Origin of the sequence: Rhizobium sp. NFR03 (assembly GCF_900111275.1) — a bacterium.
Lineage (GTDB): Bacteria > Pseudomonadota > Alphaproteobacteria > Rhizobiales > Rhizobiaceae > Ferranicluibacter.
The window spans coordinates 448,294-461,364 of the sequence record NZ_FOGR01000004.1; the positions used below are offsets into that span (position 1 = coordinate 448,294).

Below are 13,071 nucleotides of genomic sequence, written 5' to 3' on the forward strand. Positions count from 1 at the left end.
GCTCAGGCAGACCCTCTGAAAATTCGGGTGAATTTCAGTAAGGTCGAGACAGCGGATAAAACACAGTCGAACCGGCGCGGCCATTAGCACGCATGTGCTAGTCTCAGGAGGCGACGCCCGGTATTTTGCACGTTTGCCGCGAAAAGAGCATTGCGGCAGACCCCGCCGTGAAGCATCCGACGCGTTCGCGTGAACGCGTGGCACGTCAGTCCAGCGATGCCATGTAGGCTGGCAGCTGCTCCTCGAAAAACTTGGAGAAGGAGGCAATGCGCGGGGGCAGCGTCTGGTAGGGCGGATAGAACAGGGTCAGCCAGAGATCCGGCGGCGCCCAGCCCCTGAAGACCTGAACGAGGCGGCCTGTGCGGATATGTTCTGCAATATGAAAGCCAGGAAGCATGGCCACACCGGCGCCATCCGCTGCCATGCTGGCCAGGACCTCGCCACTGTTGGCGCTGAAATCGCGACCGGCCGAGATCGTCATGCTGGAACCGCCATCCGAAAGAACCCAGTTTTCCCGCCGGCTTTCACCACTATAGGCGAGGCAATCATCCGGTTTCAGCTCGTTCGGGTGCTCCATGGCCACGAAGCGGCTGCCGGGAGCGGCCACGAGAATGCGCGGCACCACCCTTATCTTTCTCCAGATCGTGAACTTGTCCGATGGCTGCGCGGAGATGCGGATCGCCAGATCGTAGTCGTCATCGACAATGTTCACCAGACCATCCGACAGCGAGATCTCGAAGCTCATCTTCGGAAACCTCTCCTTGAAACCCGAAAGGATCGGCGGCAAAACGGCCTTGCCGAACCAGGTCGGCGCGCTGATGCGCAGGCGTCCCTGATCGGCCTTGTGCGCGTTCATGACGTCGCGCCGTGCCGCCTCCAGCGTCTTCACCGCCGGCTGGATCTGCGCGGCAAAGATCGCGCCGTCCGTCGTCAGCGAGACCTGCCGCGTGGTGCGCACGAAGAGCTGTACGCCCAGTTCCGCCTCCAGCGCCGCGATCGCCCGTGTCACGGCGGCAGGCGTCATGTCGAGTTCGCGCGCCACCTGAGCGAAGTTCCGCTTCTCGGCCGCCAGCAGAAAGGTGCGCAGAGCCTTATAGTCGTTCATGTCACTGTTTCACTTTCAGCAATTCAATAGCAAGAAATATTGCAATTCCGTCCGGGGATCAATGGGCGTACTTACGGTCATCGTCAAGCAAAGCCGCAGAAAGGCACCGACATGATCAAGGACATCAAGGGACTGCATCACGTAACGTCGATGGCATCGGACGCGCGGCAGAACAACCATTTCTTCACGCAGACACTGGGCCTGCGGCGCGTCAAGCAGACTGTCAATTTCGACGATCCGAGCGTCTACCACCTCTATTACGGTGACGAGACCGGATCTGCCGGCACTGTCATGACCTACTTTCCCTTTCAGGACATGATGCTCGGCCGACCGGGCGTCGGGGAAGTCGGGGAGACGCAGTTCTCCGTACCGAAGGGCACGTTGAAATACTGGCAGGATCGCCTCCTCGCACAGGGCGTCGCAGGCCTGGAGCAGGACACCGTTTTCGGTGCCAACCGGCTGCGGTTCATGGGTCCGGATGGCGACGGTCTCGCTTTGATCGAGTCCGCTGACGACGCCCGTGCCCCCTGGCTCGGCGACGGCATCCCCGACGATGTCGCCATTCGCGGCTTTGCCGGCGCCCGCTTCAGCCTGCATGAAACGGCTGCGACGGAAGAACTGCTCGGCTTCATGGGCTATCAGCGTGCCGGAAAGGAAGGCGATGTCACCCGCTTCATCATGCCGGACGGCAATGGTGCGGATACGATCGATCTTGCCGCCCTTCCGCAGACGCCGTTTGCCCGTCAGGGTGCCGGCTCGGTCCATCACATCGCCTTTGCGGTCGACAATCGCGAGAAGCAGCTGGAGGTGCGCAAGGCCCTGATGGACACGGGATATCAGGTGACGCCGGTCATCGACCGGGATTACTTCTGGGCGATCTACTTCCGCACGCCCGGCGGCGTTCTCTTCGAGGTCGCCACCAACGAGCCGGGCTTCAACCGCGACGAGGACACCGCCCATCTTGGCGAAGCTCTCAAGCTGCCCGGCCGCTACGAAGCCTTCCGCGATCAGATCGAGGCGAACCTCGTCCCCCTGGCTGCCTGAACGATAGAATCCGACAAAACATTGACTTTGCATCGCCGCGACACCGAAAGGTTCGCGGCGATGCACGTTTGCGGTCACCACTCTCACCGAATAGGACAGGGATAATTGCCGGAATCGCAATTCAATGAAAATATTTATTGCAATTCTGAAACAGTAAGTTGTGGCGTAGATTTCATATCAGCAGCAAAGACGGCGTCTTCCTGCTCCTGCTGACGGCGAATGGGTCGCATGGAGGCGGAGGGGCATCAAGGACCGCCAACCCGAACGATCGCTGCTGCCATCGTGAAACCCGCAAAAGCGGCGAAAACCTAGAGGAAAAGACCATGTCCAAGTTCGAAGTCCTGACCCCGGCAAACAGCCAGCTCATCTTCATCGACCAGCAGCCGCAGATGGCGTTCGGCGTTCAGTCGATCGACCGCCAGACCTTGAAGAACAACGTCGTCGGCCTCGCCAAGGCGGCCAAGATCTTCGACATCCCCACGACCATCACGACCGTGGAAACCGAGAGCTTCTCGGGCAATACGTTTCCCGAACTTCTCGCCGTTCATCCCGAGAACGACATCCTCGAGCGCACCTCGATGAATTCCTGGGACGACCAGAACGTTCGCGACGCGCTGGCGAAGAATGCGGCACAGGGCCGCAAGAAGATCGTCGTCTCCGGTCTCTGGACGGAAGTCTGCAACACGACCTTTGCGCTGTCTGCTCTTCATGACGTGCCGGAATACGAGATCTACATGGTTGCCGATGCGTCCGGCGGCACCTCGCTCGAAGCGCATAATCGCGCCATGGACCGTATGATTCAGGCCGGCATCATCCCCGTCACCTGGCAGCAGGTCCTCTTGGAATGGCAGCGCGACTGGGCTCGCAAGGAAACCTATGACGCCGTCACCACGCTGGTGAAGGAGCATTCTGGCGCCTACGGCATGGGTATCGACTACGCCTACACCATGGTTCACGGCGCTGAAGAGCGCGTGAAGCACGGCAAGCGCATCGGCCCGAACCCGGCCAAGTAAGAGTAAGCCAGCACCGCTCCGGCACGCCTGCCGGAGCGGTCGTACCGCAATCGTGGAGCACATCCCATGAAAGTCTATCTCCTGTCCCTTGGTGCCGGGCTGCTTGTCGGCATCGTCTATAGCCTGCTCAACGTCCGCTCGCCGGCACCGCCCGTCATCGCCCTCGTCGGCCTCCTGGGTATTCTCGTCGGCGAGCAGGTCATTCCGCTTGCAAAGTCGCTCTGGACACGCGAGCCGGCGGCTGTTTCCTGGCTGCATCAGATCAAGCCGCACGTGTTCGGTCACCTGCCGAAGGGCGGTAGCCACAGTGAGGTTGCCGGCCACCCGGCATCGCCTCGTGAGGAGCGTATCTGATGGCCACGCGTCGAAACTTTCTGGGCGGAGCGTCGAGCCTGGCGCTCTCCAACCTCTTTTCCCCGGCGAAAGCCGCCGATACCAACCAGACAGGAGGAACTAGCATGCATCCAGACCTCATTCTCCATAGTGGCCGCGTCACCACGCTCGACCGCGCCAACCCCAACGCCACGGCCATCGCCATCAAGGACGGGCTGTTTCTGGAGGTCGGTTCCGACAGCGAGATCATGGCGCTGGCCGGGCCTGACACGAAGATTGTCGATCTCAAGGGCAAGCGCGTGCTTCCCGGCTTGATCGACAACCACACCCACGTCATCCGCGGCGGCCTGAACTACAATATGGAACTTCGCTGGGACGGCGTGCGCTCGCTGGCCGACGCAATGGACATGCTGAAGCGTCAGGTGGCGATCACGCCCGCGCCGCAATGGGTGCGCGTGGTCGGCGGCTTTACCGAACACCAGTTCGCGGAAAAACGTCTGCCGACGATCGAGGAGATCAATGCGATCGCCCCGGATACGCCGGTCTTCCTGCTCCACCTCTATGATCGTGCACTCCTCAACGGCGCCGCCCTGCGCGCCGTCGGGTATACCAGGGATACCCCGAACCCGCCCGGCGGCGAGATCACCCGGGATACCAATGGTAACCCGACGGGCATGCTGCTCGCCAAGCCCAATGCCGGCATTCTCTACTCGACGCTTGCCAAGGGGCCGAAGCTGCCGCTCGACTACCAGGTCAACTCGACCCGCCACTTCATGCGCGAGCTGAACCGGCTGGGCGTGACCGGCGTCATCGATGCGGGCGGCGGCTTCCAGAACTACCCGGATGATTACGCCGTCATTCAGAAGCTGTCGGATGAAGGTCAGATGACCGTGCGGCTGGCCTACAACCTCTTCACCCAGAAGCCGAAGGAGGAAAAGCAGGACTTCCTGGACTGGACGTCGAGCGTCAAATACAAGCAGGGCAACGACTATTTCCGTCACAATGGCGCCGGCGAGATGCTCGTTTTCTCGGCTGCCGACTTCGAGGACTTTCGCCAGCCGCGCCCGGAAATGGCGCCGGAAATGGAAGGCGAGCTGGAAGAGGTCGTCCGGGTTCTGGCCGAAAACCGCTGGCCGTGGCGCATGCATGCGACCTATGACGAGACCATCTCCCGCTCGCTCGATGTGTTCGAGAAGGTCAACAAGGATATTCCGCTCGAAGGCCTCAACTGGTTCTTCGACCATGCCGAGACGATTTCCGACCGCTCCATCGACCGGATCGCGGCGCTCGGAGGTGGCATCGCCACCCAGCATCGGATGGCCTATCAGGGCGAGTATTTCGTCGAACGGTATGGTCATGGCGTCGCGGAAGCCACGCCGCCGATCGCCAGAATGCTGGAAAAGGGCGTCAACGTCTCCGCCGGCACGGATGCGACCCGTGTCGCGTCCTATAACCCCTGGGTCTCGCTCTCCTGGATGGTCACGGGCAAGACGGTCGGCGGCATGCAGCTCTATCCCCGGGCCAATTGCCTCGATCGCGAAACCGCGCTGCGCATGTGGACCGAAAAGGTCACATGGTTCTCCAACGAGGAAGGCAAGAAGGGCCGCATCGAAAAGGGCCAGTTCGCCGATCTCGTCGTGCCGGACAAGGACTTCTTCTCATGTGCGGAAGACGAGATCTCGTTCCTGACCTCGCAACTGACCATGGTCGGCGGCAAGGTCGTCTATGGTGCCGGTGACTTCAAGGCGCTGGACGAGAACGACGTACCACCGGCCATGCCGGACTGGTCGCCGGTGCGCACCTTCGGCGGCTACGCGGCCTGGGGCGAGCCGGAGGGTGCGGGCGCCCGCTCGCTCCGCCGCACCGCCATCAGCACCTGCGGCTGCGCCAGCGATTGCGGCGTCCACGGGCACGACCACGCCGGGGCCTGGACATCGAAACTGCCCATCTCGGATCTGAAAGGCTTCTTCGGAGCGCTTGGCTGCTCCTGCTGGGCCGTCTGATCGCAAACAAGGACGGGCGGCATTGCCGCCCGTCCGACGGACGCGGAGATATTGTCGTCGCTATGCCGCTTTGGTCAGAGGCTTGGCACGATCCACGCGCGCCCGCTGGTCGGGCGAGTTCATGACGTTCCACAGGTCGCTGCGCCGCTGCGTGTTCAGCCAGAAGTCCGGGCTGTTGCCGAATACGCGCGCCAGAATGAGCGCGGTCGCCGCCGTTACGTTGCGCCGGTCGTTGCAAAGTTCGTTCACATGCTTGCGCTGCACGCCCATCGCCTCGGCCAGCGCCGCCTGCGTCAGGCCGAGCGGCTGCATAAATTCTTCTGTCAGGATTTCACCGACCGTGGCAGGCTTGCGTGTGGTCATCAACATGGCATCACCTTACCGATAGCTGTGGTCGTCGAGATGGATATCCGACGCTTCGCCGCGACCGCCGTTCCTCGGGAACACCAGCCGCGACGGATTGTACAACTGTTTTCCGCCACGCCAAGCACTCTGAGACTATTTCATAAACCGAAACAATATCACAATTATTCCTTCAATTGTGCATCACGGTGTAACCGCGCACTATCGCTCCATCAACTGCAGCCGATCCACCCGGCCAACCTCAAGGAGCAGGACATGACCCTTTCATCGAACGACCCTATACGCGGCCGTCTCTCGCGTCTGATCGGATCTCCCGTCACGCGGACCGTCTCTCTTCTCGCGCTCTGCGCGGCCTATATTCAGGGGCCGATCACCAAGATCCTCGACTTCGATGGCGCGCTGGCTGAGATGAACCATTTCGGGCTTCAGCCCGCAGCCTTCTTCGCCACGGCCGTCATCGTCTTTGAACTTACGGCCTCGGCCATGGTCGTCTCCGGCGTTCTGCGCTGGGCCGGTGCGCTTTCGCTTGCCGCCTTCACGCTTCTTGCAACCTTCATCGCGCTGCGTTTCTGGGAACTGGCGCCCGGCATGGACCGCATGATGGCGACCAATGCCTTCTTCGAACATCTCGGCCTCGCAGGCGCCTTCGTCCTCGTCGCTGCCACCGACCTCAACAGAATGGACCTCAACAAGGGAGCACGCACATGACCGCCGCAAAATCGACCGGGGGCAGCTTCGCGCCTCTCGCACAGCCCGTCTTCGCGGTCCTCTGGATCGCCACGGTCCTTGGAAACACCGGCAGCTTCATGCGCGATGTCGCCAGCTCCTGGCTGATGACGGACCTCTCGGCATCGCCGGCCGCCGTCGCCATGGTGCAGGCGGCGGGAACCCTGCCCATCTTCCTGCTCGCCATTCCCGCAGGCGTGCTCACCGATATCCTCGACCGTCGCAAATTCCTGATCGCGGTCCAGCTGCTGCTCGCATCCGTCAGCATCTCGCTGATGATCCTTTCGCAGATGGGCATGCTCTCCGTCAGCGCGCTGATCGGCCTCACCTTTCTCGGCGGCATCGGTGCGGCTCTCATGGGACCGACATGGCAGGCCATCGTGCCTGAACTGGTGAAGCGCGAGGATGTGAAAAGTGCCGTGGCGCTCAACTCGCTCGGCATCAACATCGCCCGGTCCATCGGCCCTGCCGCCGGCGGCCTTCTTCTCGCGGCCTTCGGTGCTGGTATCACCTATGGCGCGGATGTCGCCAGCTATGTCTTCGTCATCGCCGCCCTCGTCTGGTGGCCCCGCGCCAAGAAGGGGAACGACGCGTTGCAGGAGAACTTCTTCGGCGCATTTCGGGCCGGACTTCGCTACACCAGGTCGAGCCGGCCTCTCCATGTCGTGCTGATCCGCGCAGCCGTGTTCTTCGCCTTCGCCAGTGCCGTCTGGGCCCTTCTGCCGCTGGTCGCCCGCCAGCTTCTGGGTGGTGATGCGAGCTTCTACGGCATCCTGCTCGGCGCGGTCGGCGCCGGCGCCATCGGCGGAGCGCTGGTCATGCCGAAGCTGCGCGAACGCCTGAGTTCCGACGGTCTTCTCCTGACCTCTGCGCTTACCACCGCGGCTGTCATGGGCATCCTGTCGCTGGCCCCTCCCAAAGCGATTGCCATCCTCTCCCTGCTCTTCCTTGGCGCCGCATGGATCACGGCCCTGACCACGCTGAACGGTGCGGCACAGGCCGTGCTTCCCAACTGGGTTCGCGGTCGCGGGCTTGCGGTCTACCTCACCGTGTTCAACGGCGCGATGACGGCGGGCAGCCTTGGCTGGGGCGCCGTCGGCGAGGCCGTCGGCATCCGCTCGACGCTGGTCATCGGCGCGGCAGGCCTTCTCGTCGCGGGTTTCCTCATGCACCGGGTCAAGCTGCCGGCGGGCGATGCCGACATGGTGCCCTCCAACCATTGGCCGGAACCCCTCGTTGCCGAACCTGTCGCCCATGATCGCGGCCCGGTCCTCATCCTCATCGAATATACCGTCGAGAAAGAGAACCACCGCGCCTTCCTGCATGCCATCGACGGCCTGTCCCAGGAGCGTCGCCGGGATGGTGCCTATGGCTGGGGCATCACCGAGGACTCGGCCGATCCGGAGAAGATCGTGGAATGGTTCATGGTCGAATCCTGGGCGGAACATCTGCGGCAGCACAAGCGGGTTTCCAACGCCGACGCCGACCTGCAAGGCAAGGTTCTCGCCTACCATCGCGGCCCGGAAAAGCCGGTCGTCCGTCACTTCCTGACGATCAACCGTCCCGGCGCTGCTTGAAGGCGGTGAGCGAGAACGACGGGAGGCGTAACGAACGCCTCCCGATCATTGCGAAAACGGCAACGAACTCGACAGTGTTGCGGCAATTGTGTGAGCCAGCGCTTTCCGACAAAATCGCTTCATCAGACAAAGCCCAACCCACATCACAGGAAACCAGCACCATGAGCACCATCACCACACAGGACGGCGTCGAGATCTTCTTCAAGGATTGGGGAAGCAAGGACGCGCAGCCGATCGTTTTCCACCATGGCTGGCCGCTGTCATCCGACGACTGGGATGCGCAGATGCTGTTCTTCGTCTCCAAGGGCTACCGCGTCGTTGCCCATGACCGGCGCGGCCACGGACGTTCCGCACAGGTCGCGGATGGCCACGACATGGATCATTACGCCGCCGACGCCTTTGCCGTCGTGGAACACCTCGACTTGAAGAACGCGGTTCATATCGGCCACTCGACAGGCGGCGGCGAAGTTGCGCGCTACGTCGCCAGACACGGCCAGCCGGCCGGGCGTGTCGCCAAGGCCGTCCTCGTCTCGGCCGTGCCGCCGCTGATGCTGAAGACGGAAGGCAACCCGGACGGGCTGCCGATGGATGTATTCGACGGCTTCCGTTCGGCGCTGGCCGCCAACCGTGCCCAGTTCTTCCGCGATGTCCCGGCAGGCCCGTTCTACGGCTTCAATCGTGACGGCGCAACGGTTCATGAAGGCGTCATCCAGAATTGGTGGCGTCAAGGCATGATGGGCGGCGCGAAGGCCCATTATGATGGCATCAAGGCCTTCTCCGAAACCGACCAGACCGAAGACCTCAAGGCCATCACGGTTCCCACGCTGGTGCTGCACGGCGAGGACGACCAGATCGTTCCGATCGGCGCCTCCGCCCGCAAATCCGTGAAGTTGCTCGCGAACGGCACGTTGAAGACCTATCCCGGCTTCTCGCACGGCATGCTCACCGTCAATGCCGACGTACTCAACGCCGACCTGCTGGCCTTCGTGCAAGCCTGATATTGGCCACAGCGACGGATGCGCTCCCGCATCCGTCGCCCGTTCCGACAACAAAACGGTGATGATATGACCCGCAACGCCACAGCCCTGAAGCTTACCCCGGAGCTCGTCGCAAAGACGTTGCGGGTGGTCGAGGATCAGGGACCGGAGCCGAACCAGACGCCGATCTCGCCGGCGCAACTGGACGCCCTCGTTTCCCGCATCGAGGCGGAAGCGGACGGCGACATTTGGGTCTTCGCCTATGGCTCCCTGATGTGGAACCCGGGCTTTACGGTCTCGGAGAGCGAGCCTGCCTTAGCTTACGGATGGCACCGGGCCTTCTCGTTGCGCATCGAGCGCCTGCGGGCGACGTCGGCGGCACCGGGCCTGATGCTCGCGTTAAGACAGGGCGGAAGCTGCGCCGGCCGCATTCTGAAGCTGCCATCCGAGACGCAGCGGGCAGATCTCCGCACGCTTCTCGCCCGCGAAATTCGCTATGCCGAAGTCTCCGACATGGTGCGCTGGGTCCCCGTCAGGACGTCGTCCGGTACGCGCAGGGTTCTCACCTTCTGGGCCAGTGCGCGGCAGTGTCCCCTGACGGAAAGCATCCGCCTCGAAGAAGCCGCCGTGCTCATCGCCCAGGCCTGCGGCCCCGCCGGATCCTGCGCGGAATACCTGCACCGCACAGTCTGCGACTTGGCAAAACGCAACATTCTCGACCGCAATCTCTGGCGCCTTCAGGAAATGGTCGCCGCAAGACTGACCGCTCTTCCGGCGTGACGCGAAGGCCGCCGGAGCGGCGAGGTGTTCACGTCTGCGCGAGAACGGACGAATTCATCTTCCGAAACGGTGGAGATATCGGTCATCTTCTTGCGTAAATGCTCGATTATTTTTACAAATCCGTCGCTTACGATGCGAGCCAAACATGGCCGCATCGCGGGGTCGAGGGCCTGCCCTCGCGTTCCCTCCCCCCTGCGTCCCAAGGAGACGGATATGACATTGAAGACAATCACCGCGGCGTTGGCGGCAACGCTTGCCTTTTCGCCGCTTGCGGCAACGACGGCCCATGCCGACATCACCATCGGCCTCGTCGCACCGCTGACGGGTCCGGTTGCCGCCATCGGCGCCCAGATCAAGAACGGCGCGGAAACGGCCGTCGAGGAGCTGAACAAGAAGGGCGGCATCAACGGCGAGAAGCTCGTTCTGAAAATCGCGGACGATGCCGGGGAGCCGAAACAGGGCGTCTCCGCTGCCAACCAGCTGATCGCCGAAGACATTCGCTTCGTGGTCGGCCCGGTCACCTCCGGCGTCTCCATCCCCGCCTCGGTCGCCTTTGCCGAGAACGGCACGCTGATGGTCACCCCCACCGCGACATCGCCGGAACTGACCGCGCGCGGCCTCACCACCGTCTTTCGCACCTGCGGCCGGGACGACCAGCAGGCGGACGTCGCCGCGAAATATGTCGTTGAGAACTTCAAGGACAAGAAGATCGCGATCCTCAACGACAAGGGTCAGTACGGCAAGGGCCTTGCCGACGCCTTCAAGACCTCGCTGAACGCCGCCGGCGTCACGGAGATCTTCAACGATGCGCTGACGGCCGGCGACAAGGATTTCAGTGCGCTCGTGACACGCATGAAGGCGGAAGGCGTCGAGGTTCTGTATTTCGGCGGCTATCACCCGGAAGCGGGCCTTCTGGTGCGCCAGATGAAGGATGCCGGCATGACCGTGCAGCTGATCGCGGGCGATGGCTTGTCGAACAGCGAGTTCATCGCCACCGGCGGCGATGATGCCAACGGCACCATCTACACCAACGCCGCCGACGCGCTGAAGAGCGCCGACAGCAAGGCCGCAGCCGACGCGCTGACCGCCAAGAACATCCCGGTCGAAGCCTTCACGCTCAACGCCTACGCCGCCGTCGAAGTCATCGCCGCCGGCATCACCAAGGCCGGCAGCAAGGACGATGCCGACGTCGTCGCCCAGGCCCTGAAGGATGGCGCCCCGATCAAGACCGCCATCGGCGAGCTGACCTACGGCGAAACCGGCGACCTCACCTCGCAGAGCTTCTCCGTCTACAAGTGGGAAGGCGGCAAGACCGTCGCCGCCGAATAATCCGGCAACGACCGATCAGCAGCGGGCGCCTTCGTGGCGCCCGTTTGCGTTTGGTGGGCAGGCAAACTCTCGTTCCTCAAACCGACTCTCGGAGCGAGGAAAGATATCGTTCGGCCGACGTCACCTCGGCATAGCCGAACGCGAGCGCCGCCATGAAGGCGGCGTGCACCTTGACGGCTGCAACGGTCTCCCCGTCAAATTCCAGGTCCCGCGTCGCGCAGGCATCCTCGATAACTGTCGTTTTGTAGCCAAGGTCGGAGGCAGCGCGGGCGGTTGCGTCGATGCACATGTGGCTCATGGCGCCGACGATCGTCACCGTCTCGATTCCCGCCGTCTTGAGAACCGTCGCCAGACCGGTCTCCCGGAAGGCGTTCGGATGCGTTTTCGTGATGACGGGCTCGCCCTCTGCCGGAGCCATTGTCGATACGATATCGGCACCCTCCGTTCCCGCCACAAAGAACGGCGACCCTTCCGGGCTTTCGTGACGCACATGGATGACGAGATCCTGCGTATGGCGGGCTGCGGCCGTTACTTCGGCGGCTTTGGTGATGGCCTCGTCGATCCCGACCAGCGAAAACCGGCCGGAGGCGAGATAGTCGTTCTGGAGATCGACAATGATGATGGCGCGCTTGCTCATGATGCTTCCTTTCCCGATGAGCGCCTAGACTACCGCAATCAGAGCGTCGATAAGAGTGGCGACATCGACAGATATCGGGGCGATATGGACAAACACGCGCACATGATCGAAATCGGTATCATGGGATACGAGGGCGCACAGGCCGCAGCCATCCTGGGCATGACCGATCTTCTGCTCGCCGCGAACGGCATTGCCGGGCGAGCGCGCGCACCCGAACGGCCGCAGATCCGCGTCTGCCACTGGTCGCTCGAGACGGGGCGATCCTCACCCGGCCGGAGCTTCGATTCAGCTCCCCAAGGGTCTTGCGATCCCGCCGTCATCATCGTGCCACCGGGCCTCGGCGGACCGCTGACGGAGCTGGAAGCAAGGGTGTATGCCGGATGGCTCGTCCAGCAGCATGCGCAGGGCGCAGTTCTGTGCTCGATCTGCAAAGGCGCTTTTCTGCTTGGCGAGACAGGCCTTCTCGATGGCCGAACGGTAACCACACATTGGAGCTATGCAGAGCCGTTGCTGGAGAGGTTCCCCAAAGTGCTCTTGAACACCGACCGTCTGATCATCGACGACGGCGATATCATCACGGCGGGCGGGGTGATGGCGTGGATCGACCTCAGCCTCATCCTCGTCGCGCGTTTCCTGGGCCCGGCCGTCATGATGGATACCGCACGGGCGTTTCTGGTCGATCCGCCGGGACGGGAGCAGAGCTTCTACAGCCCGTTCTCCCCTCGCCTGCATCATGGCGATGCGGCGGTGCTCAAGGTTCAGCACTGGTTGCAAGCCACGGGCGGTGCGGAGACGCGCCTTCCAATCCTCGCCGATCACGCGGGTCTGGAGCCTCGCACCTTCATGCGCAGGTTTCAGAAGGCGACGGGCCATACGACCGGCGACTATGTGCAGCGCCTGCGCGTGACACGGGCGCGGGACCTGTTGCAGCTGACCCGCGATCCGGTCGATGCCATCGCATGGCAGGTGCACTACAAAGATACCGGCGCCTTCCGCAAGGTCTTCACCCGCATCGTCGGCCTCTCCCCGGGCGAGTACCGCCAGCGCTTTCGCGTGACGGCAATGGAGGCAGGTCACGCCGGGTAACGATCCTCTCTCAACCTCCTGCCTCTGTCTTTCCGCATTGTCCGACGCGAAGCCTTTTCGCTTTGCCGGAGAATGCTCTATGAAGCAGGCAAAACGGT

General features: G+C 62.7%; 13 protein-coding genes. 10 read left to right on the forward strand and 3 right to left on the reverse strand.

The annotated features are described in order from the left end of the window. Nucleotides 1-205 precede the first annotated feature (205 nt). Complete coding sequence (locus BSG19_RS15235) at nt 206-1,105, reverse strand: LysR family transcriptional regulator (protein ID WP_092988856.1); 900 nt, start codon at nt 1,103-1,105, stop codon at nt 206-208. A 111-nt stretch (nt 1,106-1,216) separates the two neighbouring features. Here BSG19_RS15235 and BSG19_RS15240 point away from each other — a divergent pair, with 111 nt between their 5' ends. From BSG19_RS15240 to BSG19_RS15255, 4 genes are all read left to right on the forward strand, one after another. Then, nucleotides 1,217-2,149, forward strand: a complete 933-nt coding sequence (locus BSG19_RS15240) for a VOC family protein (RefSeq protein ID WP_092988857.1) — start codon at nt 1,217-1,219, stop codon at nt 2,147-2,149. A 323-nt stretch (nt 2,150-2,472) separates the two neighbouring features. Further along, a complete protein-coding gene (locus tag BSG19_RS15245) occupies nt 2,473-3,162 on the forward strand; it encodes a hydrolase (protein ID WP_092988858.1) in 690 nt (229 codons plus the stop codon). 66 nt (nt 3,163-3,228) lie between these two features. Next, the gene (locus tag BSG19_RS15250) at nt 3,229-3,516 is read left to right on the forward strand and encodes a XapX domain-containing protein (RefSeq protein ID WP_092988859.1); all 288 of its coding nucleotides are present in this window, start codon (nt 3,229-3,231) and stop codon (nt 3,514-3,516) included. Further along, nucleotides 3,516-5,498, forward strand: a complete 1,983-nt coding sequence (locus tag BSG19_RS15255) for an amidohydrolase (RefSeq protein ID WP_092988860.1) — start codon at nt 3,516-3,518, stop codon at nt 5,496-5,498. Before BSG19_RS15250 ends, BSG19_RS15255 begins: the two co-directional genes overlap by 1 nt. A 60-nt stretch (nt 5,499-5,558) precedes the next feature. Here BSG19_RS15255 and BSG19_RS15260 read toward each other — a convergent pair whose 3' ends face one another. Continuing rightward, a complete protein-coding gene (locus BSG19_RS15260; protein ID WP_092988861.1) occupies nt 5,559-5,867 on the reverse strand; it encodes a HigA family addiction module antitoxin in 309 nt (102 codons plus the stop codon). A 249-nt stretch (nt 5,868-6,116) separates the two neighbouring features. Between BSG19_RS15260 and BSG19_RS15265 the strand changes: the two genes are divergently transcribed. The 5 genes from BSG19_RS15265 to BSG19_RS15285 all read left to right on the forward strand — a co-directional run bounded on the left by BSG19_RS15265 (nt 6,117) and on the right by BSG19_RS15285 (nt 11,250). Beyond that, on the forward strand, nt 6,117-6,569 hold the full coding sequence (locus BSG19_RS15265) for a DoxX family protein (protein ID WP_092988862.1): 453 nt from the start codon (nt 6,117-6,119) through the stop codon (nt 6,567-6,569). Next, nucleotides 6,566-8,164 carry an MFS transporter gene (locus tag BSG19_RS15270; RefSeq protein ID WP_092988863.1) on the forward strand — a complete coding sequence of 533 codons (1,599 nt, stop codon included), beginning with the start codon at nt 6,566-6,568 and terminating at the stop codon, nt 8,162-8,164. The genes BSG19_RS15265 and BSG19_RS15270 overlap by 4 nt, the downstream gene beginning before the upstream one ends. 161 nt (nt 8,165-8,325) lie before the next feature. Beyond that, on the forward strand, nt 8,326-9,162 hold the full coding sequence (locus BSG19_RS15275) for an alpha/beta fold hydrolase (protein ID WP_092988864.1): 837 nt from the start codon (nt 8,326-8,328) through the stop codon (nt 9,160-9,162). A 66-nt stretch (nt 9,163-9,228) separates the two neighbouring features. Continuing rightward, nucleotides 9,229-9,921 (forward strand): gamma-glutamylcyclotransferase, encoded by a 693-nt coding sequence (locus BSG19_RS15280; RefSeq protein ID WP_092988865.1) that lies wholly within the window; start codon nt 9,229-9,231, stop codon nt 9,919-9,921. A 213-nt stretch (nt 9,922-10,134) separates the two neighbouring features. After that, nucleotides 10,135-11,250 (forward strand): branched-chain amino acid ABC transporter substrate-binding protein, encoded by a 1,116-nt coding sequence (locus tag BSG19_RS15285; protein ID WP_092988866.1) that lies wholly within the window; start codon nt 10,135-10,137, stop codon nt 11,248-11,250. Between the two features lie 76 nt (nt 11,251-11,326). On the opposite strand, the gene BSG19_RS15290 is transcribed toward BSG19_RS15285, so the two are convergent. Continuing rightward, nucleotides 11,327-11,887, reverse strand: a complete 561-nt coding sequence (locus BSG19_RS15290; RefSeq protein ID WP_092988867.1) for a cysteine hydrolase family protein — start codon at nt 11,885-11,887, stop codon at nt 11,327-11,329. A gap of 102 nt (nt 11,888-11,989) precedes the next feature. Here BSG19_RS15290 and BSG19_RS15295 point away from each other — a divergent pair, with 102 nt between their 5' ends. After that, nucleotides 11,990-12,973 carry a GlxA family transcriptional regulator gene (locus tag BSG19_RS15295; RefSeq protein WP_244529268.1) on the forward strand — a complete coding sequence of 328 codons (984 nt, stop codon included), beginning with the start codon at nt 11,990-11,992 and terminating at the stop codon, nt 12,971-12,973. Nucleotides 12,974-13,071: the final 98 nt, after the last annotated feature.

Bases quoted from the DNA above. Each gene is read 5' to 3' on its own strand.
- BSG19_RS15235 (WP_092988856.1), bottom strand. From the start codon at position 1,105: ATGAACGACTATAAGGCTCTGCGCACCTTTCTGCTGGCGGCCGAGAAG.
- BSG19_RS15240 (WP_092988857.1), top strand. From the start codon at position 1,217: ATGATCAAGGACATCAAGGGACTGCATCACGTAACGTCGATGGCATCG.
- BSG19_RS15245 (WP_092988858.1), top strand. From the start codon at position 2,473: ATGTCCAAGTTCGAAGTCCTGACCCCGGCAAACAGCCAGCTCATCTTC.
- BSG19_RS15250 (WP_092988859.1), top strand. From the start codon at position 3,229: ATGAAAGTCTATCTCCTGTCCCTTGGTGCCGGGCTGCTTGTCGGCATC.
- BSG19_RS15255 (WP_092988860.1), top strand. From the start codon at position 3,516: ATGGCCACGCGTCGAAACTTTCTGGGCGGAGCGTCGAGCCTGGCGCTC.
- BSG19_RS15260 (WP_092988861.1), bottom strand. From the start codon at position 5,867: ATGTTGATGACCACACGCAAGCCTGCCACGGTCGGTGAAATCCTGACA.
- BSG19_RS15265 (WP_092988862.1), top strand. From the start codon at position 6,117: ATGACCCTTTCATCGAACGACCCTATACGCGGCCGTCTCTCGCGTCTG.
- BSG19_RS15270 (WP_092988863.1), top strand. From the start codon at position 6,566: ATGACCGCCGCAAAATCGACCGGGGGCAGCTTCGCGCCTCTCGCACAG.
- BSG19_RS15275 (WP_092988864.1), top strand. From the start codon at position 8,326: ATGAGCACCATCACCACACAGGACGGCGTCGAGATCTTCTTCAAGGAT.
- BSG19_RS15280 (WP_092988865.1), top strand. From the start codon at position 9,229: ATGACCCGCAACGCCACAGCCCTGAAGCTTACCCCGGAGCTCGTCGCA.
- BSG19_RS15285 (WP_092988866.1), top strand. From the start codon at position 10,135: ATGACATTGAAGACAATCACCGCGGCGTTGGCGGCAACGCTTGCCTTT.
- BSG19_RS15290 (WP_092988867.1), bottom strand. From the start codon at position 11,887: ATGAGCAAGCGCGCCATCATCATTGTCGATCTCCAGAACGACTATCTC.
- BSG19_RS15295 (WP_244529268.1), top strand. From the start codon at position 11,990: ATGATCGAAATCGGTATCATGGGATACGAGGGCGCACAGGCCGCAGCC.